The organism is Sphingobium nicotianae, from assembly GCF_018603885.1.
Taxonomy (GTDB): Bacteria; Pseudomonadota; Alphaproteobacteria; order Sphingomonadales; family Sphingomonadaceae; genus Sphingobium; species Sphingobium nicotianae.
Genome location: NZ_JAHGAW010000007.1, coordinates 69443 through 94681 on the forward strand (window position 1 = coordinate 69443; position 25239 = coordinate 94681).

Below are 25239 nucleotides of genomic sequence, written 5' to 3' on the forward strand. Positions count from 1 at the left end.
CCCCCCCCCCCCCCCCCCCCCCCCCCCCCCCCCCCCCCCCCCCCCCCGCCCCGCCGCGCCCCCCCCCCCCCCCCCCCCCCTCTCACAGCACCGAGATGTAGCTCGCCATATAATCGAAAAAGACGTTGAGGCGCGCCCGGGCGCTGCGGGTGAGGGTGATGAGGCGCATATCCTCGTCGTGGAGGTCGGCCTCGAGATGGATGAAGCCGAGCGCGATGGCATGCTGGATGCGAGGCGTGAGCACGGCAGAGCGCGGCACGCCGAATTCGGCCGGCCGCTCGGCGCCGACACGACGGCTGAGCCATTCATGGACCATGAGGTCGACCAGGAAGTCGAACGTCTCGCTGGGGATGCGCTCGGGGAAATGCTCGGCAAGCTTGACCTTGAAGGTGATGTAGATGCGCGCAGCCGAGAAATAATCGAGATCGGGCCGGTTGAAGACGGCCCCGTCCTCGCCATGACTGAACTGCGGGATCTTCGCGATTTGCTGGCGGATCGAATCGAGAAACGGAAGGGTCGGGCCCTGGGCGGTGATGCTGCCCAGCTTGGTATCACGTGAGGTCATAATTCTGTGTCCACCCGCGGTCGCGGTGAATGCCGATGACCATGACGAGTTGGCCGGGGATTGCCCACATGCCCTCATAGCCATGGTATACAAGCGCTGAAAATTCGGGGCTGATGACGGTCGCCAGATGGGCGACCACGCTGTTGAGTTGGAATGCGGCGACCCAGATGGGCCACCATAGCCGGCTCTTCACGGCAACTGCGTACATGGCGATGAAAGTCGCGGTGTCGACGGCCAGCACCACGGTGTTGGTGCTGTGATAGTGGAGGTGCAGCAGATTCTCCAACTGCATCGTCGCCAGGGTCGCCAGGATGATGATCGCGGTCATCACCCGGCCCTCCCAGCGTCCAAGGAGCAGGGCGTAGATACACGCACCAATGCTCATGGACCAGAACAGGATTGCGATCAGCATTGAGTCATAGCCTCGAGTCCGGTCGCAATCCTGTCTGGCGACGGCATAGGTGGGGCCTGCCGTCTTTACTCTGCCGGGACGAGCTGGGCCGCCGCCGGAACATGGGCGACGCGCTCTTCCAAACCATTGGGGCAGCCATAGTCCGTCACTTCGAGCGTGCTCTTGCCCTTGATCGAGGTGAGCTGCCGCACGACCGCCAGCATGTCGGCGCGGCCGGCCACGAGATGTTCGAAACCGCGCACCATCCCTTCGAGCAGCTTCTGGCTCTGCGCCATGGGCAGGCCGCTCTGTTCGCTCGCCTCGATGATCGAGGTGGCCAAGCGGGTCTTGGACAGGATGGCGTGGTCGATTGCGGAAATCGTCGTCTTGGTATCCTCGGCGACGACGAGTCCGGTGGTTTCCTCAATCTTGAACATGGTTCCTCCGCGGCGCAAAGCTGCGCAAAGAGATGATTGGACTGTAGCGACTAGCGGAAGGCTTTAAACGCGCCGGAAATCAACAGGGCCATGGCAATGACGACCATGGTCGAGAGGAAGGCAAGCGAGAGAATCTGGATGGTCTTGTGACCCAGCGTCTGCTCATTCAACTTTCCCCCGATCGGTGGCACCAATTTGAGCCCTGCAGAGATTTGCTGCTGCAATTCCTCCTGCACCCCCACAATGGAGGTTTTTTCCTCGTCGGTAAGGCCCGCTGCCTGCCTAGGTAATTGTTGCCCAAGCTGGGCCACGAGCCGGCCTGCCTCGCGGCGATCGGCCACGCCGAGCAGTTGCGTCGCGGCCAGCACGTGATTGTCCACGGTGCTGTGCGAAATGCCCAGCTTTCGCGCGATTTCCTTGGACGTGAAGCCTTTGGCGACCAGTTCCAGGCAGGCGCGTTGCCGCTCCGTAAGGCGGTCGATGGTTTCCGGCTTCGACATGATGCTATGTGGCAATAGCAAACCCCACCTGTCACGTCCTTTTTACATCTTTGCCATGCTCGAAACCCGGAGAATCGCCACGCCGCCGCCGCGATGTTTCAGCCTGGCACGGCTTGCCGATGTCGGTTGCCTGGGGGCAGGGGATATGCTAGCCGCGCGCCCTTGAACTCAAGCGATCGACCGCTGTCTGACGGGTCGATCCATCCTTCGCTGATCGCTGAACTCAAGGACTGCAATGTTCACCACACTCGCTCTCGCCGCGGCCGCACCGTCCGGTTCCTCTGGTATGGCCGCCTTTGTCCAGTTCGCGCCATTGGCGCTGATTTTCGCGGTCTTCTATTTTCTACTCATTCGTCCGCAGCAACAGGCAGCCAAGCGTCATCGCGAGAAGGTCGCGGCGGTGAAGAAGGGCGATCAGGTGGTGACCGGCGGCGGTCTCGTCGGCAAGGTGGTTCGCGTCGACGACACCTATGTCGATGTCGAGCTGGCGCCGAGCGTCAAGGTAAAGGCCGTCAAAGGCACACTCAGCGATGTCATCGATCCGATGACCGCCAAGCCCGCGAACGACTGACCGGACCATGCTGGACTTTCCCCGCTGGAAGATCTGGGCCGTCATCCTGACGCTGCTCATCGGTTGCCTCTATGCCGTCCCGAGCTTCCTGCCGGAACGGATTGCGACGCAGCTTCCCAAAGTGTTCCAGGCCAAGGTCAATCTGGGCCTCGACCTTGCCGGCGGCAGTTATTTGCTGCTTGAGGCGCAGACATCGGACGTCGCCAAGGCGCGCATCGCGTTGATGGAAGACCAGATTCGCACCGAGCTGCGCAAGAGCGATGGACGCATCGCCATCGGCGAGATGTCGACCCGCGACAACAAGCTGACCTTCATGGTTCGCGAGCCGAGTCAGGTTGATGCAGCGGTCGAGCGCATCCGGCCGCTGACCCAGGGCGCCGGCATGACCGGCCAGCGCGACTTCAATGTCGAGGTGCGCGACGGCAACACGATCGTCGTGACGCCGACCGACGCCGGCATCGCCAAATCGGTCGAGGATGCGATGACGGTCGCCACCGAGGTCATCCGTAAGCGCATCGACGAGATGGGCACGCGCGAGCCGACGGTCATCCGCGAAGGTGCCAGCCGCATCGTCGTGCAGGTGCCGGGCCTGCAGGATCCGAGTGCCCTCAAGGCGCTGCTGGGCCAGACCGCCAAGCTCGAGTTCAAGCTGGTCGACACGACCGCCAATCCCGTCGACCTTGCCAAGGGCATCGCGCCGATCGGCAGCGAGGTCGTGCCTTATCCCAACAACCCGGCCGGCGGCCCCGTCATCGCGGTCAAGCGGCAGGTCATGGTTTCGGGCGATGAACTGACCGACGCGCGGCAGGCTTATGAGCCCAAGACCAATGCACCGGTCGTCACCATCACCTTCAACCGCTCGGGCGCGAATAAATTCGCGCGCACGACGCAGGCCAATGTCGGCAAGCCGTTCGCGATGATCCTTGACGGCAAGGTGCTCTCGGCGCCGAACATCAACGAGCCGATCCTGGGCGGCTCCGCGCAGATCAGCGGTAACTTCACGGTAGAGAGCGCCAACCAGCTCGCCATCTCGCTGCGCTCCGGCAAGCTGCCGGTCGCGCTCAAGGTGGTGCAGGAATCGACGGTGAGCCCGGAACTTGGCGCCGACTCGATCAAGGCCGGCATCACCGCATCGATCCTCGCGGTCGTCGCCGTCGCGCTCTTCATGTTCGCGACCTATGGCCGCTGGGGCTTCTATGCCAACCTCGCCGTGACCATCAACGTGCTGGTCATCCTCGGCGTGATGGGCCTGCTCAATGCGACCCTGACCCTGCCCGGCATCGCCGGCTTCGTGCTGACCATCGGCACCGCGGTCGACGCCAACGTGCTGATCTACGAGCGCATCCGCGAGGAGCTGCGGCGTGGGCGCAGCGTCGTCCAGGCGATCGAGTTCGGCTACAAGGAAGCCAGCCGCACCATCTTCGAGGCGAACGTCACGCACGCGATCGCCGGCGGCATCATGCTCGTGCTCGGCTCGGGGCCGATCAAGGGCTTCGCGATCGTGCTGCTGATCGGCATCGCGACCAGCGTGTTCACCGCCGTCACCTTCACGCGCCTGCTCGCCACCCGCTGGCTGCGCGCCAAGCGGCCGACGCAGATCAAGATGGGCCCGCTGCGCATCGTGCCGGATAATACCAACATCGGCTTCGTGCGCATCCGCCACATCGCCTTCATTGTGACGGCGCTGCTGACGATCGGTGCGATCGGCCTGACCTTCGCGCGCGGCCTCAACCTCGGCGTCGATTTCGTCGGCGGCGTGTCGATCGAGGAAAAGTTCGCGTCGCCGCCGCCGATCGACGAAGTGCGCTCGACGGTGAACGGGCTGGGCCTGGGCGAAGCCTCGCTCCAGCAGCTTGCCGACAAGAACATCGTCTCGATCCGCCTGCCGCTGCCGGACACGGCGGATGAAGGCGCGACGGACCGGGTGGTCGAAAAGGTGAAGACGGCGCTGGCCGCCAAGTTCCCTGGCGCGAAGTTCAGCAACTATTCGACCGTGTCCGGCAAGGTCTCGGGCGAACTGGTGCAGAACGGCATGCTCGCCGTCGCGCTAGCCATCGTCGGCATCGCGATCTTCTCCTGGTTCCGCTACGAATGGCAGTTCGGCGTCTCGACTGCCGTGGCGATCGTCCACGACGTGCTGATGACCGTCGGCTTCTTCGCGCTCACGCAGCTGGCCTTCGACCTCAACATCGTCGCGGCCGTGCTCACGATCATCGGCTACTCGATCAACGACAAGATGGTGATCGACGATCGCATCCGCGAGAATATGCGCAAGTATCGCAAGATGGACATGAAGGCGCTGATCGACCTCTCGGTCAACGAGACGCTGCCGCGCACGGTGATGACCTCGTTCACGATCATGCTCGCGCTGGGCGCGCTGCTGATCTTCGGCGGCCATGTGCTGCGTGGCTTCACGGCGGCGATGATGCTCGGCATCGTGGTCGGCACCTACTCGTCCGTCTATGTCTCCTCTTCGTTGCTGATCACGCTGGGCCTCAAGCCCAATCCGACCGATCGCAAGGTGACGACAGGCCTCGCCTCCAACGCCGAGCGGGTCGGTCCGCGCAACGAGGGCTGAGGCGCGGACGGTTTTAGGAGCGGAGCCATGGAGCTACGCCGCGAGGAGATTGCCAGTGGCCCGGTCATCACCGGCTTTGCGGGACGAGGCTTCCGCGTCGGTGAGCGTGTCTTCGCGCGCGGGTTGCTGATCGATCCCGGCGGGGTGACTGCCTGGGACGCACCGGCCGACATCGCACTGCTCACGCCGGCCCTGCTGGGCGACCTGCTGGACCTCGATCCCTCGCCAGAGTTCCTGCTGCTCGGCACGGGGGCCGGGCTCGTCCAGCCGCCGCGCGCCTTCGTGCGGGCGCTGGAGAATCGCGGCATCGGCGTGGAGGCGATGGACAGCCGCGCGGCGGCGCGAGCCTGGGGCGTGCTGCGACAGGAAGAGCGGCAGATCGTCGGGGCGCTGATGCCGCTCTAAGGCGCGGTCGCGGACAGACTGCGTATTTGCGGCGTCACATCGCGAGGCTAGCTAAGCGCGACCGGATCGGAGGGCTTGCGTGACACTGCGTCGACGGGACATCATCGCGGGGGCGGTCGCCACGCCTCTCCTGACCGCAGTTGCCGGGGGTGCTTCCATGCCGGCGGGCACGGTCGACAAAGCGCCGGACAACGAGGCCTATTGGGGCACGATCGCCGCCCAGTATGACGTGACCCGCGAGGTCATCCAGTGGGAGAACGGCAACTGGGGGATCATGGCGCGGCCGGTGATGGCGGCCTATCACCGGCAGGTCGAGCGGGTGAACCGCGAGAACAGCTATTATGCCCGGCGCGGCATGGTGGCCGACATGGCAGCGGTGCGGGCGCGGGTCGCGACCGAGCTGGGCGTGAGCGCGGAGGAGATCATCCTGACTCGCAACGCGACCGAGGCGCTCAAGACGCTGATCGGCAACTATAACCGCCTGCGGCCGGGCGACAGCGTCCTCTATGCCGATCTCGACTATGACGCGACGCAGGCCTCGATGCGCTCGCTGGCGCGGCTGCGCGGGGTGACGGTGCGGCGCGTCGGACTGCCGGAGCCGGCCACCTATCAGGGCGTGATCGATGCCTATGCCGCCGCCTTCGATGCCGACCCGAAGATCCGGCTGGTGCTGCTCACTCACCTCAGCCATCGCACCGGGCTGGTCATCCCGCTCAGGGAGATCGTCGCGCTGGCGCGGTCGCGGGGGATCGATGCGATCGTGGACGCGGCACATAGCTGGGGGCAGCTCGATTTCGACTTCGCGGCGCAGGGTGTCGAGTTTGCCGGTTTCAATCTCCACAAATGGTTCGGCACACCGCTCGGCGTCGGCCTCATGTATATCCGCAAGGACCGGCAGGACGCCATCGATCCGGACATGGCCAACGAGCCTGGACCCGGCATCGATGCGCGGCTGCACACCGGCGTGGTCGACTATGCCGCCGCCCTGACCGTCCCGGCCGCGTTCGACTTCCAGGGAGCGATCGGGACTGGCCCGCGCGAAGGACGGCTGCGCTACCTGCGCGATCGATGGGTGAAGCAGGTGCGCGGCCTTGACGGCATCGACGTCCTGTCCCCAGACGATCCACGGATGCATGTCGGAACGACCTCCTTTCGCATCCGGGGCCTCACCTCGGCCGCGGACAATATCGCGGTCGCCAAGGCGCTGCTCGACCAGCATCGCATCTTCACCGTGCATCGGACGGAGGTCGCGAAGGGCTGCTGCGTGCGGGCGACGCCGGCCCTGTTCGTGACGCCGGAGCAATGCGACGCGCTGGCCGCCGCGCTCGCCGATCTGGTCCCGAAAATGCGGCGCTGACGCAGCGGAAGTCAGCCTCGTTCAGCGGGCAGACAGCATTGACCAAGCATTGTCCGCGCCGGGAAGGGAGGTCCCCTCATGGCAGCCAGGATTCCGGACAGCAGGCTCGGTCGCGCGCTGAAGGCGGGCATTCCGGTGGCACTCATCCTTCTCGGCACGGAGCTGCTCGAAGGTACGTTCAAGGTGGAGCGCACCGAGACCGGGCTGGCGCTGAGCTGGTCCTCGCCGGTCGATGGCGAGGAGGCGCGTGATCCCGCCGTCCGACTGCTGAGCTGCGCGCATGGCACCTGCCGGCGCTGGACCTTCCCGCTGACCGTTCCCGCGCCCCATCTGGTCTCAACCGGCGTCTCGCTGGTGGGTTCACTGGCCGATTTCATCTCGAGCGACTGCTCGGAGCAACGCAGGGCGCGCGGACGACTCGCCACGGCCTGATCGACGCACGCGGATGAGGCGCTCTGGCCAGCCTCCGTTTCGCGCGAACTGGGCGGATCGGTCTGACGGCGGGATGGTGCTTCCGCTCTGACGCCAAATTTTAACCTTACAGCCTTATCATTCGCGCCGGACCGGGCAGGACGATGATCAACAAGCCGTTAAGGCTGTCCTGCGACGATACAGAGAGAGGATGGGGGCGCCGAGCGGGGCGAGATGAGCCGCTCGTTTGCCGGAGAAAGACGCATGCCCTTCATTGCCATCGATTTCGAGGCGTCCTGCCTTCCGCGCTATGGCCAATCCTTCCCCATCGAGGTCGGCATCGCCAGTCCAATGGGCTGGAGCCAGTCGTGGCTGATCCGGCCGCACGCGAGCTGGGCCGGCTGGCAGTGGAGCGCAGAGGCAGAGTCCCTGCACGGCATCTCCCGCGCGCGGCTGGAGCGCGAGGGCCTCGATGTCGCGCAGGTCGCGCGCTATCTGAAGACGGCTGTCGGCGGAGACCAGGTCATCGCCGACAGCTGTCTCGACGACGACTGGTCGCGCATCCTGTTCGCCGCGGCGGGCGACAGGCATCCCCTTCCGGTGCATTGCCTTGCGGACCTTCAGGAATTTCACGATGTCGAGCCCGACCGGCTGGCCCACGCCATGGCCGAGGCGGACGTCCAGCGCACTCGCCGCCACCGCGCCGAGGACGATGCCCGTTGGCTGGCCCGGTTGCTCTATGAACTCGGCCTCGATCGCGTGCGGCATTTCATGCCGCTTGCCCAGCCGGACGAGATGCCGAGGCTGGCGGCGGTCCGCTAGATTGATCGACCAGGTCGATCACGCCGCGCAATATTCTAGCGAAGGTCACGAAGTTCACGGTGTGGATGGATTTAAAATCAGGGAAAAATAGGACAATCGGGAAATCGTCCCGGTCCCGTGATCGGAAAAAGCGATTATGCGGGGCTGAGAAAGAACCCATCCGCCTTGGCATATTGGCAGGCATGTAGGACAGCCATTTTGACCGAGAGGGGAGGCGGTCGTCGCCCTTATCGTCATTCCCGCGTTCGCGCGAATGACGAGGAAGAGATCGCGGATTCCCGCAAGCAAGTTCTCTATGAACCGCCCTAATCCTCCGCCCGTTCCGCAACCTGTTTCGGTGGGTGCAGGCGCACGCGCGTCACGTGGCGTGAATCGCCTCCGATAATCTCGATCTTCCAGCCGCTTTCGTCATGGATGAGGCATTCGCCGATGTCCGGCACCTTGCCGGCGATGACGAAGGCGAGGCCGCCGATCGTGTCGACGTCCGAATCCACCTCGGCCAGCTTGGGGTCGATCGTCTCGGCAATGTCGTCCAGCTCGGCGCGCGCGTCGGCGTCCCACATGCCGCCTTCCAGCGGTACCAGCATCGCTTCGGGCTCGTCGTCATGCTCGTCCTCGATGTCGCCGACGATCTCCTCGACCAGATCCTCGATGGTGAGGAGGCCGTCCGTGCCTGAATATTCGTCGAGCACGATGGCGAGGTGGGTGCGCTTGGCGCGCATCTCGGCCAGCAGATCGAGCACGCCCATGCTCTGGGGTACATAGAGCGGCTGTCGGATCAGCGACGCGAGGCTCTCCGGATGCGCCTCGCCTTTTGCGAGGATAGCGAAGGCGTCGCGGATGTGGATCATGCCGGTGATATGATCGAGGCTGCCCTCATAGACCGGAATGCGGCTGTGCCCGGCTTCGACAAACAGGGCCATCAGCTCGGCGAAGCTGGCATCCTGCGAAATGGCGACAATGTCGGCGCGCGGGACAGCGACATCGTCGACGCTATGCTCGCCGAAATGCAGCATGTTGCGGAGCATCTGCCGCTCCACGGGCGCGAGATCGCCCTTCGCGGCCGGCGCATCCTCCTGCTCCTCATGATGCTCGATGACATTTTCGAGCTCCTGACGCAGGCTCGTCGCTTCACTTTCCCCGAACAGCATGGCCCGCAGGCCGCGCCATATTCGGCCGCCTTCGCTGCTACTGTCGCCCTCTTTCGAAGAGGAGGAGGCGGCTGTCTCGGCCATGGTCTGTGTCAGGTCCCTGTTCGTCTATGAAGCGTCGTCGATCGGCCCGGCGTGGCCATTCGCGCGATCCCCATATGGATCAGCAAGGCCCAGCGTTTCAAGGGCGCGTATTTCCAGCTCCTCCATCGCCTCGGCTTCCGCATCATTCTCGTGATCATGGCCGACGAGGTGGAGCGTACCGTGAACGATCAGATGCGTGGCGTGGTCGGCCAGCGAAACGCCGCGCTCCGCCGCCTCGCGCGTGCAGGTCTCCTGCGCCAGGATGATGTCGCCGAGCAGCACTTCGCCATCGTCGCTATTGGCGAGCGCGCCGATGAGATCGCTCTGCACCATCGGAAAGGAGAGGACGTTGGTCGGCCTGTCCTTGCCGCGATAGGCGGCGTTGAGCTGCTGCACCTCGGCATCGTCGGAAAGCTTGACCGAGACTTCAACGGCGATGTCCTTGTCGAGCAGCTCGCCGTTCGGCGTCTGCATGAGGGCGGCGCGGACCGCCCGCTGCGCAAGGGCGCTCCAGTCCGTGTCGCCGGGCCAGGCCGGTCCGGCGTCGGTCGCGACCTCAAGCATTGGGCCCCTCATAGGCCGCGACGATGCGGCCCACGATCGGGTGGCGCACGACGTCGGCGGTCGTGAAGCGGGTGACGGCAATGCCTTCGATGCCCTCCAGCTTGTCGACGGCGTCTGCGAGGCCCGAGGCGCCGGGCGTCGGCAGGTCGACCTGCTTGGGGTCGCCGCAGATGACCATGCGGCTGCCCTCGCCGAAGCGGGTGAGGAACATCTTCATCTGGGCGATCGTCGTGTTCTGCGCCTCGTCGAGGATGATGAAGGCATTGGCGAGCGTACGGCCGCGCATGAAGGCGAGGGGGGCGATTTCGATCTCGCCGCTCGCGATGCGCCGCTCGACCTGCTCGGCAGGCAGCGTGTCGTAGAGCGCGTCGTAGAGCGGGCGCAGATAGGGATCGACCTTCTCTTTCATATCGCCGGGCAGGAAGCCGAGCTTCTCGCCCGCTTCGACCGCGGGGCGGGAGAGGATCAGCCGGTCGACCGATCCGGTGATGAGCTGGGAGACCGCCTGCGCGACGGCGAGATAGGTCTTGCCCGTGCCGGCCGGGCCGAGCGCGAAGATCAAGTCGTTGCGGGCCAGCGCCTCCATATAGACGCCCTGATTGGCCGTGCGCGGGACGATCGTCTTCTTGCGCGTGCGGATCATCACCTTGGGTGGCTCGGACACGTCGTGCCGGATGATGCCATCGAGCGTCGGCTCGGCCGACATGGCGATCACGGCCTCGACCGCGCCGCTGTCGATCTGTTGGCCGACGACCAGGCGATTATAGAGGCCTTGCAGCACGTCGCGCGCGCGGGCGGCGGCTTCCGCCTCGCCCTCGATCTGCAGCTTGTTGCCGCGCGCGGCGATATAGACGCCAAGCCGGTTCTCGATCGCCACGAGATTCTGGTCATATTCGCCGAACAGCGCGGTGAGCAGATAGGGCTTCTCGAAGACCAGTTCGAGCCGGGCTTTCTGGCCAGCCTCCGCCTGAACGGGACGCTTAGGCACTGGGCCGGCTCGGTGCGCGGGGCGCAAGGGAGACTGATGTCATCGGAAGCCCTCATGCCAGAGCGAATCGGAGGCGGACAAGAGGGAAGGTGGGAAAGATGCTTAGGCCGCGTGGACGAATTCCCGCTTCAATGATGGTCCGCTCTTAAGCGCGGACAATCCACGCCGGATGGCTGAAAAGTTGGGGTTTGCGGACAGGCGGCTTTTGAAATCAATAGCATGAAATGCCGCCCTTCCTTATGTTGGGTAGATGATCGGTAATCGCTTCGCCCTGTCCATGGCCTTCATCACATTCGCAGTGATGGTCTGCGGGCTAACCTTGGCTATCGGCAACGAGGTCGTTGCCTATTTGGCTGCAACGCTGCTGTTTCTCTGCCTGTGCGTGGTCGAGCAAGTTGGGCTGTTACCTTTGTTCAGAGGATTTCTGCGGCTCGCCCTTCTTATAGTTCTACCATCAGCAGCTTTCCCCCTTGCCGATCTTGGCTACCTCCCATTCCCTCAGGTCACTCTCTACATGGCCGCAATCATTATGCTTGCCGCTCTGCCCGTGTTTTGGTGGCAAATGGCGAAGCGCAGGACGAACTCTGGGCCTACAATTGTCCGCTAATTGAGCCGCTGTTGACCTGCGAGGCGTCCGCAACGTCGTCGCGTCCTGACTGCCCGCTTCCGGGAGAAAATGCCGGATAGCCGTCGTTCGAATTTGTCCACGCCGCCTGGCCCTCCCCTGCAGGGGAGCGTTGCAACACGCCATCCAGAAACATTTCTTCGTCATTCCCGCGAATGCGGAATCCAGTTCCCCCGTTGTCCTGTTGATGGAAGGTGGCAGCTAGATTCCCGCATTCGCGGGAATGACGGGGAGGGGGAGCTTTCGCAACGGCCCCTTTCCAGCGAGGACTACAGCCGCGCTAAGCTGTTGCCAGCACGCCGTCATAGGTCGGGTCTTCCAGCGCCATACCGGCGCCCATGGCGACGCAGATCAGCGGATTGTCGGCGATCTTGACGGGGAGACCGGTCGCCTCGGCGATGGCGGCGTCCATGCCCCGCAGCAGCGCGCCGCCGCCGGTGAGGGTGATGCCCTCGTCGATGATGTCGGCGGAGAGTTCGGGCGGCGTCTCCTCCAGCGCATTCATGACCGAGCCAATGATCTGCCCGACCGATTCGCGCAGTGCCTCGGCGATCTGAGCCTCGCTGATCGCCACTTCGGCGGGGCGGCCATTGACGAGATCGCGGCCCTTGACGCGCATCATCTCGCCCGGTCCCTCGGGCATTATCGCGTTGCCGATCTGGCACTTGACCTTCTCGGCGGTGATCTCGCCGATCATGAGATTGTGCGTGCGGCGGACGTAGGAGGCGATCGCCTCGTCCATCTTGTCGCCGCCGACGCGGACCGAGCCGGAATAAGCGATGCCGCGCAGCGAGAGCACGGCGACCTCGGTGGTGCCGCCGCCGATATCGACGACCATCGCGCCGATCGGCTCGGTGACCGGCAGATTGGCGCCGATCGCGGCGGCCATGGGTTCGTCGATGAGCTGGACCGAGCTGGCGCCGGCATTGGAGGTGGCATCGCGGATTGCACGGCGCTCGACCATGGTCGAGCCGGACGGTACGGCGACGACGATGTTGTTGCGCCGCTGCAGCAGGCTGGTGCCGCCCAGCGCCTTGTCCACGAAGCGCTTGATCATCTGCTCGGCGACGTCGATGTCCGCGATGACGCCGTCGCGCAGCGGGCGCATGGCCTTCACGCCCTCTGGCGTCTTGCCGAGCATGAGCCGCGCCTCGTCGCCGACCGCCTTGATCGAACGGACGCCCTGGATCGTCTCGATGGCGATGACGGAGGGCTCGTTGAGGACGATGCCCTTTCCGGCGACATAGACGAGTGTGTTCACGGTGCCGAGGTCGATGGCGAGATCATGCCCGGCGAGGCTGAAAAATCGGGAAAACTTCATATCTGTCGTCAGGCGCCCTTTTCTTTGATTTTGCAATGGCGCTGGTTCGACGGGACGTATCGCCCAAAGAGGCGAGGCGGTGTTTTCCGGGGACGATTATCCATTGACGGGGCATGTCGCCGGATTGTCGACACCCGTTTTTTCGCGCCAGGGCGCGCCAAGGGTAGTGCGAGCGCGCTTAGCGGCCTATCGAAGCGCCGATGCGGACCCGATCGCTCCGGCAACAGCTTGCAAGAGTGAACAATGCGACGCTGCGCGGTCGCATGGCGGCGGTCGTCGGCGCCGTGCTGCTGAGCCTGGCCGCCGTGTTCTTCGCGAGGATCGGCGAAGTCGCGCAACATTGGTTTCTGCGTCTCGTGGCAGCCCATCCCGCTGCACCCGCGCTGCTCACACCGGTGATGTTCGGCCTGGTCGTCTATATCACCCGGCGCTGGTGCCCCGAGGCTCGCGGCTCGGGCATCCCGCAGGTCATGGCGGCGGCGCGCAACCCCGAACGAGCAGGTTCGAGCGCACTGGTGTCGCTGCGCACGGCCGTGATGAAACTGGCGGGGACCATTGCCGTGCTCCTCGCAGGCGGGGCGGCAGGACGCGAGGGCCCGACGGTGCAGATCAGCGCCGCCATCATGGTTGCGGTGCAGCGCTGGCTGCGCGTGCCGGTGTCGGCAGGCGTGATCATCGCGGGTGGCGCGGCGGGGGTCGCAGCCGCCTTCAACACGCCGCTGGCCGGCGTCGCCTTCGCGATCGAGGAGCTGGCATCGGCCTTTGAACAGAAGGTGGCCATCTTCGTGATGGCCGCAGTCATGATCTCGGGCCTCGCCAGCCTGGGCCTGTCGGGCGACTATGTCTATTTTGGCGCGATGAGCCAGGCGCTGCCGCTGCGTTCGATGCTGCTGATCGCGCCTGTTGCCGGTATCCTCGGCGGGCTGGCCGGCGGCCTGTTCTCGCGCTGCCTGATCGCGATGAGCGCTTCGCCGCGCAGGATGGTCGCCGCACTCCGGGCGCGGCCGCTGCTGGTCGCGATCCTGTGCGGGGCGATCGTCGCCGCGCTCGGCATCGCGACCGATGGTCTGAGCTGGGGGACCGGCTATGACGAGACAAAGCGGCTGCTCGCGGGAGAGCATCTGCCGATCCTGTTCGGCCCGTCCCGCTTTTTCGCGACGCTGGCGACCGCGCTGAGCGGCGCGCCGGGCGGCATCTTCGCGCCGTCGCTCTCCGTGGGCGCTGGGCTTGGCCAGCTCATCTCGGCGCTGTTCCCCGGTCAGTCGGCCGGCGCGATCGTGCTGCTCGGCATGATCGGCTATTTCACGGGCGTCGTGCGGGCGCCGCTGACGGCCGCGATCATCATGATGGAGATGACGGCCGACCGGACGATGATCCTGCCGCTTTTCGCGACGGCGCTGATTGCTGATTGGGTGAGCGCCCTGGTGTGCCGGCCGAAGCTCTACCACGCCCTGGCGCGGCAGTTCCAGCAGGACAAGGTAGCGTGATCAGGCCCGCTGGTGCGCGACGACCGCGCCCGTGAGACTGTTCGGTCCGGCCGAGACGATGTCGACCTCGACCAGATCGCCGATCCCGACGTCCTCCGCTTCGATCACCACCGACTGGAGCCAGGGCGACTTGCCGATCAGCTGGCCGGCTTGGCGGCCCTTGCGCTCGAGCAGGATTTGCGTGCGTTTGCCGATCGTCGCCTGATTGAAGGCGAGTTGCTCGCGGTTGATCGCGGCCTGCAGGCGCTGGAGCCGCTCGTCCATCAGTTCGGGCGCGATCTGGCCGTCCATGTCGGCGGCCGGCGTGCCGGGGCGCGAGCTGTATTTGAAGCTGAAGCACTGGGCATAGCGTGTCTCTGCGACGATGCTCAGCGTCTCCTTGAACTCGGCATCGCTCTCGCCGGGGAAGCCGACGATGAAATCGCCGGAGAGGGCGATGTCCGGCCGGGCAGCGCGGACGCGCTCGATGATGCGCAGATAGGAGTCGCGGCTGTGGCTGCGGTTCATCGCCTTGAGGATGCGGTCGCTGCCGGACTGCACGGGCAGATGCAGGAACGGCATGAGCGAGGGAATCTCAGCATGCGCGTCCATCAGGCCCTGCGTCATGTCGTTGGGGTGGCTGGTCGTGTAGCGGATGCGGGCGAGGCCGGGGAGCTTGTCGAGCGCCCGGACGAGGCCGTCCAGGCCTTGGGCGCGGCCGGCTTCGTCCTCGCCGGTCCAGGCGTTGACGTTCTGGCCCAGCAGGGTGATTTCCTTGGCGCCAGCATCGACCAGAGCGCGCGCCTCGTCGAGGATCGCGTTCCACGGCCGGCTGACTTCGGCGCCGCGCGTGTAGGGCACCACGCAATAAGTGCAGAACTTGTCGCAGCCTTCCTGCACGGTGAGGAAGGCGCTCGCGCTGGTGCGGCGGGCACGGCCGGGCAGGATCTCGAACTTGGAGGCGGCGGGCATGTCGGTATCGACCGCCGCGCGCCCGGCGACGGCGTCGTCGATCAGGCCGGGCAGGCGATGATAGGCTTGCGGGCCGACCACGATGTCGACGGTCTTGGCGCGGCGGCTGATCTCGGCGCCCTCGGCCTGCGCGACGCAGCCTGCGACCGCGATCATCGGGCGACTTCCGTCCTCGCGCTTCATCCGGCCGATCTCGGAATAGATACGGTCGACCGCCTTCTCGCGGATGTGGCAGGTGTTGAGCACGACGAGGTCGGCGTCGAGGCTCTCGTCGGCCGCGGTCATGCCGCGCGCGGCGAGCAGCTCGCCCATGCGCTCGCCGTCATAGACGTTCATCTGGCAGCCGAAGGATTTGACGTGGTAGGTCTTGGGAGGGGATTGCGTCATGGGGCGGCGCTATATCGCTGACGAGGCGGACAAGGAAGCACCGTGGCCATCGTGCCGAAAATTCCCGTGGCGGCTGTCCCGGCCTTGCCGTCGTTCCAGTCCCCATCCGTTCGTGCCAGATTGGTACGCGAGTGGGGGTTGGCGGGTCGGTGTCGGTCCGTGCTAGGATGTCCGATCATGTCGGACCTGCGCGACGCCATATATTATCAGCAACTTGCTCGTGTCGCACGCTTGAAGGCCGATACCACAGACGACCCATATCTTGCTCGTCGTCTGCGGGAGGCCGCGATCAAGCATGAGCGCATGGCCCGGAAAATCGACGGCCAGAGCAGCAGCAAGAATGGCACGCACTGATTTCCGGCACTCGGCGCGCGCCAGCGAATTTGCTGTTATCGATGGCCAGCCGCTGATTTTGCGGGTGCCTCACGAGCCAGCGCCGCCGCGATCCGCGCGCGCGTCTCGGCCGACAGGGTCTTGCGGTCCGGATGATCGCCGGGATCGAACGGTGCGAGGAAATGCAGGGTGAGCGGGCGGCGGCCTTTCGCGCCGAGGACGCGCAGCGCGTTGGCGATGCCGGATTCGCCTTCCCTCCAGGCCACCATGGGACCGGCGGGGCCATAGTCCATCACTACAGGCTGGATGCGGATCGCGCGGGGCGGGGGGAGCAGGACTTCGAACAGGGCGGGCTTGAAGGGAAGCAGCGTGCTGCCGTCACCCGTGGTCCCTTCCGGGAAGAGCGCGATCGGCTGATGCAGGGCAACGGCAGCGCGCACCGCTTCGACCTGACCGGCGATCGCGCCGCGCTGCTTGCGGGCGACGAAGATGGTGTTGTTCTGCGCGGCGAGCCAGCCGACGACCGGTGTCGCCTGGACGCCATCCTTGGAGATGAACGCGCAGCCGGTCGCCCCGCCGAGCGAGAGAATGTCGATCCAGCTCAGATGATTGGCGACATAGAAGACATCGTGGAGCAGCGGGGTGCCGGAAATGCGGACATCGAAGCCGGCGATGCGTGCGGCCCGCCCGAGGAAGCGCTGCGGCCACGGTGAGGGGCGACGGCGCCTGGCGAGCAGATGCGGCGGGACGCAATAGGCCGTGAGGGCGACGAGGCGGAGGATACGGAGCAGGGCGCGCAGGGTGGTCATGATCACCGACCTGTCCTGCTCTCGCAGATCATATCCGTTCCTCTCCCATCGTGTCATTCCCGCGCATGCGGGAATCCAGAACCGATGTTGCTACTGGATTCCCGCGTTCCCGGGAATGACGAAAGGGGAAGGGCAAAAGTGAACGACTTGCCGCCCTGCTCAGTCCTTGCGGTCGCGGTCCAGCGCGACGCCATAGAGCTCCATGCGGTGATCGACGAGGCGGTAGCCCAGCTTCTCGGCGATCTGGCGCTGGAGCTGCTCCAGTTCCGGGTCGACGAACTCGACCACCTTGCCGGACTCCACGTCGATGAGATGATCGTGATGCGCTTCGGGCGCCGGCTCGTAGCGGGCGCGGCCGTCGCCGAAATCGTGGCGCTCGAGGATGCCGGCCTCCTCGAACAGGCGGACGGTGCGATAGACCGTCGCGATCGAGATGTTGGGATCGATCGAGGAGGCGCGCTCGTGCAGCTTCTCGACGTCGGGATGATCCTCGCTCTCGGACAGCACGCGCGCGATCACGCGACGCTGATCGGTGATCCGCAGACCCCGCTCGGCGCAGAGCGCCTCAATGTCGATCGTCCGGCTCATCCGCGTGTAGTAGCGGAATTTGCAGGCGCTGGAACCTGCAAATTCGTCGGTACGACAAGTTTCCGACAGGAAGGGACGCCGCCGGTGCCAGGCTCCGACGGCGTCCTTACGAACCGGCTGGGATCTGCGGGAAAGCTTATTTGCGCGTGCGGCGACGCGACGTGCCGAGACCGATCTTCTTGGCCAGCGACCGGCGCTGTTCGGCATAATTGGGAGCGACCATCGGATAGTCGGCGGGCAGGCCCCACTTGGCGCGATAATCGTCCGGCGTCATCTGATAGTGCGTCATCAGGTGACGCTTGAGCATCTTGAGCTTCTTGCCGTCTTCCAGGCAAACGATGAAGTCGGGCTTCACGGACGAGCGGATCGACACTGCCGGCTCCTGCTTTACCAACACCGGCGCGGCTTCCTTCTCGAGTCCAGCGAGGGCGCCATAAACGTTCGAAATGAGCAAAGGCAGGTCTGAAACCGCAACGCTGTTGTTCGAAACATGCGCGGCGACGATATCCGAGGTCAATGTAACGAGCATTTCATCCCGAGCGTTTGCATCCGACATAGTTGATTCCTTCAATTTCTTGTATTGTTGTTGGCGAACCCTGGAACCGTCTCTTCAGGACTATCAGGTGGCTGCTTCTAGGCGCCAGCGGTAGAAAGGGCAAGCTATCTCTGCTTGCTAAGCTTCAATCATGTCCCAAAATGATCTTGAAGCTTAGTGCATCATGACGGGAACCATTGCTGCCGACATAATAATCGCGTCGTTGATTATATTGGCGAAATCCTGCCTTGCTGTACAGATGGATTGCCGGATTGCCGGCGCGGACTTCCAGGAACATTGTCTGGGCCCCGCTGCTCTCGGCTTCGGTCATGCAGCGATCGAGCAGACGCCGACCGTGATTGTGGCCGCGATGATCGGGATGGACCGCGAGAAGCAGCAACTCCGATTCACCCGCGATGCTGCGCAACAGCGCGAAGCCGACAGGCTTATCGTCGAGCCGGCCCACGGCGAGCAGGGAGCCGGGCAGGCGCATCATCCCGCTCAACTGCGGCATCGACCAGGCCTCGCCATATTCCGGGGGAAAGGCGGCGATCATGACACGCATCGCGGCGGCGATTTCCTGCTCGTCGCCGTCGGACCGCACGACGATCTGGAGCGGGCCTTCGCTCATGACGCGGCGACCCCCGGCGACACCCCAGCCATCGGCTTGGCATCGGCGCCGCGCCCATAGACCGGGCGGGGCGGCAGCGCGCGCAGGGCATCCGGCAGGAGAAGGACGTCGCGCGCATCCGGGAGCAGCGGAATGGCCCGACCGCGCGCGCCGGCGTCGATCAGGATCTGCGCGCCGGAACCGACCAGCAAAGAGGCGTCGATCTGATCCGCGAGCTGGGCGATCGGGCTCGACTGGACGGTCAGGGGTCCGTCGTCCGAGTTCAAAGCCCAGAACAGCTCGCCATGGCCGCCGACCATGACGACCGCGAACGGTTCAGCAGGCGCGTGCCGTGCGCGGGCCATCGCGGCGATGAGATCGAGGCAGCCATAGCCCTGGACCGGCACCTGCCAGGCGAAGCCGAGGCCGGTCGCGGCGGCGAGGCCGACCCGCACGCCGGTGAAGCTGCCCGGGCCGACGTCGACGAGGATGCGATCGCAGCGGCCGCCACCGGGCAGTGCGGCGATGCGCGGGAGCAAGGCCTCGGCATGGCCGCGGCCGAGCTCTTCATGATGGCTGGCGATGCAGTGGGCGTCATCGAACAGGGCGAGCGACAGCATCGGAGTCGCGCAATCGATGATCAGCAGGCGCTCGTTCATGCGCTTGCCCGTCCCGTCGCCAGAGCCATCCCCCCGCAAATCGCCGATCAGACCGCGCGGACTTCCGTCACTTCGGGCACATAATGCTTGAGCAATTGCTCGATGCCGTTCTTGAGCGTCGCGGTCGAGGAAGGGCAGCCGGCGCAGGCGCCCTGCATCTTGAGGAACACCGTGCCGCGCTCGAAGCCGCGATAGATGATGTCGCCGCCGTCATTGGCGACGGCGGGGCGCACGCGCGTGTCGATCAGCTCGCGGATCTGGACGATGACATCGGCATCGGCCGGATCGTCGCCGGCAACGGGGGCGTCGTCGCTGTCGGCCGGCACATGGATGTCATGCGCGCTGCCGGAGCGGAACAGCGGCATGTCCGCCGAGAAATGATCAAGGAGAATCGAGACGACATCGGTGCGCAGATCACTCCAGGCGACGCCGGGCGCCGCCGTCACCGAGACGAAATCGCGGCCGAAGAAGACGCCGGTGACATCGCCGAGATTGAACAGGGCTTCGGCGAGCGGTGAGGCTTCGGCCTCGTCCGCGTTGGCGAAATCGCGGGTGCCCGATGCCATGACCGCGCGCCCAGGAAGGAATTTCAGGGTCGCGGGATTGGGGGTCTGTTCGGTCTCGATGAACATCTGTCGCTACTCGCACTGAGGATGCCCGAAGGCATATGCCTGCGTGTTGTTATACACGCAGCGCTTGCTGCTGCCCATTTGGTCAGTCGGGGCCCCCGGTGCAAGTGTTCAGTGCGATGCAGGTGCCGGGCTGCCACCCGCGGCTTGCGCGGCGGGGCCGGATGCGGTCTGCTGCTTGGTGATCAGCGGCACCGGCATGCCCCGCGCCAGCACGATCGCCGACCAGCTCTGCCCCGGCACCAGATAGCGCGCCGCCAGCGCCTGAATGTCGGCCGGCGTCGTGTCGAGCAGATCCCGCGCAAGGCTGGTGGCGAGACCGAGCTTCCTGGGGTCGGTCGTGTAGCCCTCCAGCTGACTCATCCAGAAGGCATTGCTGTAGGCCGCGCGGTTGAGCAGCTGGCGGATCGGTTCGACCTGGCGATCCAGCTCATCCTGGGTGACCGGCTTGCTGGCGAGATCGGCCGCAATCTCGTTCATCAGCTGAAAGAAATAGGGAATGCGATCGGGCTTGAGCTGGGTCTGGACGAACAGATAGCCGCCGCTGTCGGATGTCTCCGGCCAGATGCTGCTGGCGCTCGGGGTATAGGCGGCCCCGTCGATCGAGCGGAGCTTCTCGAACAGGCGATCGCTGATCAGGCGCGCGAGCATTTCGAGCTGGCGGCTTTCGCGGATGCGCGCCGTGCCGCCGCCGGTCGGCCAGGCGATGATCGCGGCGGCCTGTTCGCTGGGGCCGGTGTGGCTCAGCAGGACCGGGGAGGAGACCGGGCGAGGGAAATGCATCGCGCGGTTTTCCGGCGGGGGCTGCAGATCCTCTCGTTTGGGCAGAGCGCCGAAGGTGGCGGCGACGGCCTGAATGGCCGCTTCGGTATCGACGTCACCGTAAATCTGCACCTCGATCGGCCCGGAGGCGAGGCGCGGCGCCCAGAGCGCTTTGAACTTGTCGAGCGTGAGCGCGGCGCGGTCCGAGGGGGCGGCGGGGGAATAACGGCCGTCGCGGTCCCGCAGCATCCAGTCGAGATTGCGCTCGATCGCGTCGGATGCCGAGCCGGGCACCGGGTCATAGCCGGCTTCGAGCGCCGCCATCGCACGCTTGAGCGGCGCCTCGTCCCAACGCGGGAAGGCGAGCTTGGTCGCGAACAGCCGCAGCTGATCGGCATAGTCCTCCGGACTGCTGGTCGCGCTCAGCGTGAAGGCGTCGTCGTCGATGCCGAAATCGAAGCCGAGGCGGCGGCCGTTCATCAGCTCGGCAAGTCCGCGCTGGTCGACGTCGCCGATGCCGCTCGCCGCGATGCCGAAGGGCGCCGCCCAGAGGGCATCGTCCTGCTTGGGCGAGAAGCTCTCCCGGCCATGGCCGAAGCGCACCTTCACATGTACCTTGCCCGGCTCCGCCTTGTTGCCCACCAACAGGAGGCGGACACCATTGTCGAACGCGATGTTCTGGATGCCGATGATGCCGACGGGGGTGCGCGAGACCACCTTGCCCGGCGGGGGGAGCGCGGGCAGCGAGGCCATGGTCACGGCCTTGTCGCCCAGCCGCGCGTTGGTGGCCGCCTGGACTGGCGCGCGGAGCGCCGTGGTAAGACGCGCCAGGGCATTGGGCTGCGCCGTCTTGAGGCTGAGCAGGGCGCGCACCGCGCTTGCCGAGAACAGGCGGCGCGTCGAGGCGAGGAGCTTGTCGGGGGTCATGTAGCTGCGCGCCGAGCGATAGATCTCGAGCTGCGTGGCAGGCGAGACCACCGTTTCGCGAATGTCCACCGCGCTGACCAGATCCTCGGCCTGCCGCGCGCTGCCCTCGATGTCCGCGCTGGCGACCAGGGCGGCATATTCGCCCTGCATGCCGGAGAACTCGCGGTCGATGTCGGTCTGGCTCGGCGCCGTCTTGCGTGCGTCCTCGACGATCGCGCGCACCTCCTTGAGCGCTTTTTCCCATTCGTTGCCGACCGGGACGATCGTCACATAGGTCGCGTTGACCGAGCGCGAACTGTTGTCCAGCGCGACGCTGGCCTGGAGGAAGCTTGCGCCCTGACTGGCGGCGACTTCGAGCCGGCGATTGATCAGCTCGAGCGCAACCATGTCGGCGAGGCGGGCCTGATTGAACGCGACGGTGTCCGCGTTGAACGTCCAGGGCCGCAGATAGGCGAGGCCGACCGTGTAGGGCGCGCTCGGCTCGACGACGACCTTGGTGGCCGGGGCTCTGGGATCGGGCTTGCCGAAGTCGGGCAGGGGCGTTGCCGGACCCTGCGCCTTCCAGCCGGAGAAATGCGCCCTGATCTTGGCTTCGAGCAAGGCCGGGTCCATCGCGCCGGAAATGGCGATGACGGTGCGGTCCGGCCGGTACCAGCGATCGTGGAAGGCGTTCAGCGCCTGGGGCGTGGCGGCCGCAAGGGTCGCTTCCGTGCCAATGGTGCTGTGTTTGCCGAGCCGCTGGCCCGCATAATAGAAGCTGCGGATCTCGTCGCCCACGCGCGACTGCGGGCTCAGGCCCTCGCGCCGTTCCGCCATCACGACGGCGCGCTCGGCCTCGACGGGGGCCTTGGCGATGTTGGGCTGCGAGAGCATGCCGGCGAGGATCTTGAGACTTTCGTCGATGCCGGCCTCGTTGGCGCGCGGCAGATCGAGCGCATAGGTGGTGCCGGTCGGCGTGGTCTGCGCATTGGTGTCGCTGCCGAACGTGGCGCCGAGGCGCTGCCAGATGCGCTTGGACTCACCATCGGGCACGTCGCGCGAGCCGCGGAAGGAGAGATGCTCGATGAAATGCGCGAAGCCCGCTTCGGCGGGCTCCTCCATCAGCGAACCGACATCGACGCGGACGCGGACCGACACCTGGCCGGCGGGCACGTCATTGCGGCGGATGGCGTAGCGCAGGCCATTGGGCAGTTCGCCGAAGTGCCAGGCGGGGTCCATCGGCACGTCGCTCTGCTCATAGAACCAGGGGCGCGGCGTTGCCGATGCGGCGGAAGGCGCGGCGGACGCCGAGACCTGCGCGGTGAGCGGTGAGCCGATGAGGGCGAGCGCGAGCGCGGCCGAAAGCAGCCGACGGGCGGCGAAGTTGGTGGTCATGAGACTAGTCTAGGTCCGATCGCGGGCAACGTCACATGGAAACGCCCGGCGGGCCGTCGAAACGATCGGTCGGGCTGACGGGCGGTGGTCATACGCATCCTTGCGGAGGGGAAGCGACGGCGCGGTCGGAAACCGCGCGGCAGGGAAAGGCGATCGTCGCAGTGTGCGGCTGAACCTCGCATGACTGGCCGGAAAACTGCGCATTTTGTGCATTTCCTTCTGCGGACGAGAGACCGGCATGGCGTGAAGCAATGAATGGAAGGTGAAGTTTCTCCACTTAAATCAGCGACAAAGCCGATTTCCGTCAGCGGTTTGCCCGAACGCGCGCAAAACTGGCGCTCGCCGCGGGTAAAATCATCTCAAGCTCAAGTCTTTGTTTACCACGGCTCCTTATAACATTGCCATTGGAGGAGACTACGAATGTCCGCCGCTCACGCGTCGTCTGATGGTTTTGGTGGGAAACTGGCCAAGTTGGGCCGGATCTTCGGCATTTCGGATGCCGATCCGGAGCCGGCCAGTTCGCCCAGGCCGTCTGCTGCCCGGGAAACCGGCAATGCCCACACCCGCCGCGAGATCGAGCGCCGCAGGGGGCTTTACGACGATATTGGCAGCTTTCTTTTCGCCCACGACCTCGACCTGACCCCCCTCAATTTTGGGCTGGCGCTCGATTATATCACCGGCAACGACCTGGCGATCGAGAAAGCCGTTCGTGCCATTCTCCATGACAAGGGGCGCCTGACCAATGGCATTGCCGAGCAGATCATCGCCGAGCAGCGTGCCGAGGAAATGACACCCGATACGCTGGGTGACATGCTGGACAAGGTCGAGGCCAATCTTGATCAGCTTACCGGCATTGCCGATCAGTCTCGGAATTCCGCCAAGGATTTCGGCGCAGCCTTGCAGAAGCAGGCGGCCGAACTCACCAAGGATGCCGCCGGCAGCGATACCATCAGCAATCTGGTCTCGCTCACACGCGGCATGATCGAGAAGACCCGCGAGGTCGAGGCGCGGATGCGTGAGGGGCAGAAGCAGACGCGCCTGCTCCAGAAGAATCTGGAAAACGCACGCAAGGCGGCCGAGCAGGATCATCTTACGGGCCTGCCCAATCGTCGCGCTTTCGAGAATACGATCCGCGAGGAAAGCGTCCTCGCGCGCGAGAATGGCGAGCCGCTCAGCGTCGCCTTCTGCGACATCGATCATTTCAAGAACATCAATGATCGACATGGTCATGACGCGGGCGATCGCGTGCTCAAGTTCATTGCCGGTCTGCTTGCCAGGATTTCGGGCGACAAGGCGCATGTCGCGCGTCATGGCGGTGAGGAATTCGTCATGCTGTTCCGCGGCCTGACCGTCTCCGACGCCGCCAAGATCGTCGACGATGCCCGCGCTGACATGGCCGAGCGCAATCTCGTCGATCGCAAGACCGGCGAGCGCATGGATCAGGTGACGTTTTCCGGCGGCGTGGCCGATGTCTTTGCCTATGACGAACCACGCGATGCTCTCAAGGCCGCCGACCGCGCGCTCTATCTCGCCAAGGAACATGGCCGCAATCGCGTCTATATTGCGAGTGAAAGCCCGGAAGACTGAAGATCCGTCACCCGGCTGGAGCTGGGGCTCCTCCGAACGCGATCCGGCTTCCTTCAGGAAGATGGACGTGTGGGGTCGTCAGAAATCCGGCTGATCATAATATTTGGGAGGCGTGACCACTTCCATGCGCTCGGCGAGGAGCGGGCGGAAGGAGGGGCGCGATTTGATGCCGGCATACCAGCGCTTGGTGGGCCTGTGGCCTTCCCAGTCGATCCCGCCCAGATAATCCGCGACGGAGATATGCGCAGCCGCCGCGACATCGGCGAGGCTCATCGTGCCGCCGGCCATCCAGCTGTGATGATCCAGCAGATAATCCATATAATCCATGTGGGTGTTCGCCTTGCGCATTGCGTCGCGCAGAGCGCCGGCATCGGGCGAGGTGCGCGAGACGATGCGCTTGATCATCCGCTCGTTGAGCAGGGGGGCGACGACGTCCCGATAGACGATCTGATCGAACCAGGCGACGAGGCGCCGGATTTCCGCACGGGCGAAAGCCGAGCCGGAAATGAGTGGGAACTGGTCGACCGTTTCCTCGAAATATTCGCAGATGGCCTGACTGTCGGCCAGTGGCGGCGATCCGTCTTCGGCGACCAGCACCGGGGTCATGCCGGCAGGATTGAGATGGAGGAACTCATCGCGCGCGTCCCAAGGCGATTCGCGCACCAGCTCATAGACGATGCCCTTTTCCGCCATGAGGAAGCGCAGTTTGCGCGAGAAGGGGCAGAGCGTGAACTGATGAAGATGCCACATTTCGTGGCTCAATAGTCGCACGCCGCTTCCGCGCAAAGCGCATAATGGTGCTGGGCGGGCGCGGCGGCTGGCTCCTTTTTC

At 65.2% G+C, this 25239-nt stretch carries 27 protein-coding genes; 10 read left to right on the forward strand and 17 right to left on the reverse strand.

What is annotated here, in order from left to right; genetic code table 11:
- Positions 1 to 82: 82 nt before the first annotated feature.
- The 4 genes from KK488_RS11515 to KK488_RS11530 form a co-directional block, all read right to left on the reverse strand.
- Positions 83 to 565, reverse strand: coding sequence for a hypothetical protein (locus KK488_RS11515; protein WP_214623651.1), 483 nt, complete (start codon positions 563 to 565; stop codon positions 83 to 85).
- Positions 552 to 950, reverse strand: coding sequence for a hypothetical protein (locus KK488_RS11520; protein ID WP_214623653.1), 399 nt, complete (start codon positions 948 to 950; stop codon positions 552 to 554). The genes KK488_RS11515 and KK488_RS11520 overlap by 14 nt, the downstream gene beginning before the upstream one ends.
- Positions 951 to 1042: 92 nt before the next feature.
- The gene (locus KK488_RS11525) at positions 1043 to 1393 is read right to left on the reverse strand and encodes a hypothetical protein (protein WP_214623655.1); all 351 of its coding nucleotides are present in this window, start codon (positions 1391 to 1393) and stop codon (positions 1043 to 1045) included.
- A gap of 50 nt (positions 1394 to 1443) precedes the next feature.
- Positions 1444 to 1893 (reverse strand): helix-turn-helix domain-containing protein, encoded by a 450-nt coding sequence (locus tag KK488_RS11530; protein WP_214623657.1) that lies wholly within the window; start codon positions 1891 to 1893, stop codon positions 1444 to 1446.
- A gap of 235 nt (positions 1894 to 2128) precedes the next feature.
- On the opposite strand from KK488_RS11530, the gene yajC reads away from it, so the two are divergent.
- From yajC to KK488_RS11560, 6 genes are all read left to right on the forward strand, one after another.
- Positions 2129 to 2464, forward strand: coding sequence for a preprotein translocase subunit YajC (gene yajC / locus KK488_RS11535; RefSeq protein WP_214623658.1), 336 nt, complete (start codon positions 2129 to 2131; stop codon positions 2462 to 2464).
- Positions 2465 to 2471: 7 nt separating this feature from the next.
- Positions 2472 to 5042 carry a protein translocase subunit SecD gene (gene secD, locus KK488_RS11540; protein ID WP_214623660.1) on the forward strand — a complete coding sequence of 857 codons (2571 nt, stop codon included), beginning with the start codon at positions 2472 to 2474 and terminating at the stop codon, positions 5040 to 5042.
- 27 nt (positions 5043 to 5069) lie between these two features.
- Entirely contained in the window at positions 5070 to 5447 is a 378-nt protein-coding gene (locus KK488_RS11545) for an Mth938-like domain-containing protein (RefSeq protein ID WP_214623662.1), read from the forward strand.
- Positions 5448 to 5526: 79 nt separating this feature from the next.
- On the forward strand, positions 5527 to 6804 hold the full coding sequence (locus KK488_RS11550) for an aminotransferase class V-fold PLP-dependent enzyme (protein ID WP_349356880.1): 1278 nt from the start codon (positions 5527 to 5529) through the stop codon (positions 6802 to 6804).
- A gap of 78 nt (positions 6805 to 6882) precedes the next feature.
- The gene (locus tag KK488_RS11555) at positions 6883 to 7236 is read left to right on the forward strand and encodes a type III secretion system chaperone family protein (RefSeq protein ID WP_214623663.1); all 354 of its coding nucleotides are present in this window, start codon (positions 6883 to 6885) and stop codon (positions 7234 to 7236) included.
- A 243-nt stretch (positions 7237 to 7479) separates the two neighbouring features.
- Positions 7480 to 8037: a 3'-5' exonuclease gene (locus tag KK488_RS11560; protein WP_214623665.1), complete on the forward strand. Its 558-nt coding sequence runs from the start codon at positions 7480 to 7482 to the stop codon at positions 8035 to 8037.
- A 305-nt stretch (positions 8038 to 8342) separates the two neighbouring features.
- Here the strand turns inward: KK488_RS11560 and KK488_RS11565 are convergent, their stop codons facing one another.
- The 3 genes from KK488_RS11565 to KK488_RS11575 are packed head-to-tail and all read right to left on the reverse strand — an operon-like array spanning position 8343 to position 10824.
- Positions 8343 to 9272 carry a hemolysin family protein gene (locus KK488_RS11565; RefSeq protein WP_214623667.1) on the reverse strand — a complete coding sequence of 310 codons (930 nt, stop codon included), beginning with the start codon at positions 9270 to 9272 and terminating at the stop codon, positions 8343 to 8345.
- A 24-nt stretch (positions 9273 to 9296) separates the two neighbouring features.
- On the reverse strand, positions 9297 to 9836 hold the full coding sequence (gene ybeY, locus KK488_RS11570) for an rRNA maturation RNase YbeY (protein WP_214623669.1): 540 nt from the start codon (positions 9834 to 9836) through the stop codon (positions 9297 to 9299).
- The gene (locus tag KK488_RS11575) at positions 9829 to 10824 is read right to left on the reverse strand and encodes a PhoH family protein (protein WP_214623670.1); all 996 of its coding nucleotides are present in this window, start codon (positions 10822 to 10824) and stop codon (positions 9829 to 9831) included. Before KK488_RS11575 ends, ybeY begins: the two co-directional genes overlap by 8 nt.
- Positions 10825 to 11074: 250 nt before the next feature.
- Here KK488_RS11575 and KK488_RS11580 point away from each other — a divergent pair, with 250 nt between their 5' ends.
- Positions 11075 to 11431 (forward strand): hypothetical protein, encoded by a 357-nt coding sequence (locus KK488_RS11580; RefSeq protein ID WP_214623672.1) that lies wholly within the window; start codon positions 11075 to 11077, stop codon positions 11429 to 11431.
- 298 nt (positions 11432 to 11729) lie between these two features.
- Here the strand turns inward: KK488_RS11580 and KK488_RS11585 are convergent, their stop codons facing one another.
- Complete coding sequence (locus KK488_RS11585) at positions 11730 to 12770, reverse strand: rod shape-determining protein (protein ID WP_214623673.1); 1041 nt, start codon at positions 12768 to 12770, stop codon at positions 11730 to 11732.
- A 200-nt stretch (positions 12771 to 12970) separates the two neighbouring features.
- On the opposite strand from KK488_RS11585, the gene KK488_RS11590 reads away from it, so the two are divergent.
- Complete coding sequence (locus KK488_RS11590; RefSeq protein ID WP_214623675.1) at positions 12971 to 14257, forward strand: chloride channel protein; 1287 nt, start codon at positions 12971 to 12973, stop codon at positions 14255 to 14257.
- On the opposite strand, the gene miaB is transcribed toward KK488_RS11590, so the two are convergent.
- The gene (miaB, locus tag KK488_RS11595; protein ID WP_214623677.1) at positions 14258 to 15595 is read right to left on the reverse strand and encodes a tRNA (N6-isopentenyl adenosine(37)-C2)-methylthiotransferase MiaB; all 1338 of its coding nucleotides are present in this window, start codon (positions 15593 to 15595) and stop codon (positions 14258 to 14260) included. It abuts the gene before it with no gap.
- A 177-nt stretch (positions 15596 to 15772) separates the two neighbouring features.
- On the opposite strand from miaB, the gene KK488_RS11600 reads away from it, so the two are divergent.
- Positions 15773 to 15949: a hypothetical protein gene (locus KK488_RS11600; protein ID WP_214623679.1), complete on the forward strand. Its 177-nt coding sequence runs from the start codon at positions 15773 to 15775 to the stop codon at positions 15947 to 15949.
- 35 nt (positions 15950 to 15984) lie between these two features.
- Here the strand turns inward: KK488_RS11600 and KK488_RS11605 are convergent, their stop codons facing one another.
- The 7 genes from KK488_RS11605 to KK488_RS11635 form a co-directional block, all read right to left on the reverse strand.
- Positions 15985 to 16737: a lysophospholipid acyltransferase family protein gene (locus tag KK488_RS11605; RefSeq protein ID WP_214624023.1), complete on the reverse strand. Its 753-nt coding sequence runs from the start codon at positions 16735 to 16737 to the stop codon at positions 15985 to 15987.
- Between the two features lie 159 nt (positions 16738 to 16896).
- A complete protein-coding gene (locus KK488_RS11610) occupies positions 16897 to 17325 on the reverse strand; it encodes a Fur family transcriptional regulator (RefSeq protein ID WP_214623680.1) in 429 nt (142 codons plus the stop codon).
- A 136-nt stretch (positions 17326 to 17461) separates the two neighbouring features.
- Complete coding sequence (locus tag KK488_RS11615; protein ID WP_214623682.1) at positions 17462 to 17881, reverse strand: Ros/MucR family transcriptional regulator; 420 nt, start codon at positions 17879 to 17881, stop codon at positions 17462 to 17464.
- A gap of 124 nt (positions 17882 to 18005) precedes the next feature.
- Positions 18006 to 18491 carry a GNAT family N-acetyltransferase gene (locus KK488_RS11620; protein WP_214623684.1) on the reverse strand — a complete coding sequence of 162 codons (486 nt, stop codon included), beginning with the start codon at positions 18489 to 18491 and terminating at the stop codon, positions 18006 to 18008.
- Complete coding sequence (gene tsaB / locus KK488_RS11625) at positions 18488 to 19129, reverse strand: tRNA (adenosine(37)-N6)-threonylcarbamoyltransferase complex dimerization subunit type 1 TsaB (protein ID WP_214623686.1); 642 nt, start codon at positions 19127 to 19129, stop codon at positions 18488 to 18490. The genes KK488_RS11620 and tsaB overlap by 4 nt, the downstream gene beginning before the upstream one ends.
- A 47-nt stretch (positions 19130 to 19176) precedes the next feature.
- Positions 19177 to 19761, reverse strand: coding sequence for a NifU family protein (locus tag KK488_RS11630; protein ID WP_214623688.1), 585 nt, complete (start codon positions 19759 to 19761; stop codon positions 19177 to 19179).
- 108 nt (positions 19762 to 19869) lie between these two features.
- Positions 19870 to 22821, reverse strand: coding sequence for a M16 family metallopeptidase (locus KK488_RS11635; protein ID WP_214623691.1), 2952 nt, complete (start codon positions 22819 to 22821; stop codon positions 19870 to 19872).
- 420 nt (positions 22822 to 23241) lie between these two features.
- On the opposite strand from KK488_RS11635, the gene KK488_RS11640 reads away from it, so the two are divergent.
- A complete protein-coding gene (locus KK488_RS11640) occupies positions 23242 to 24408 on the forward strand; it encodes a GGDEF domain-containing protein (protein ID WP_214623693.1) in 1167 nt (388 codons plus the stop codon).
- Between the two features lie 78 nt (positions 24409 to 24486).
- Here KK488_RS11640 and KK488_RS11645 read toward each other — a convergent pair whose 3' ends face one another.
- Positions 24487 to 25158, reverse strand: a complete 672-nt coding sequence (locus tag KK488_RS11645) for a glutathione S-transferase family protein (RefSeq protein ID WP_214623695.1) — start codon at positions 25156 to 25158, stop codon at positions 24487 to 24489.
- Between the last annotated feature and the right edge of the window lie 81 nt (positions 25159 to 25239).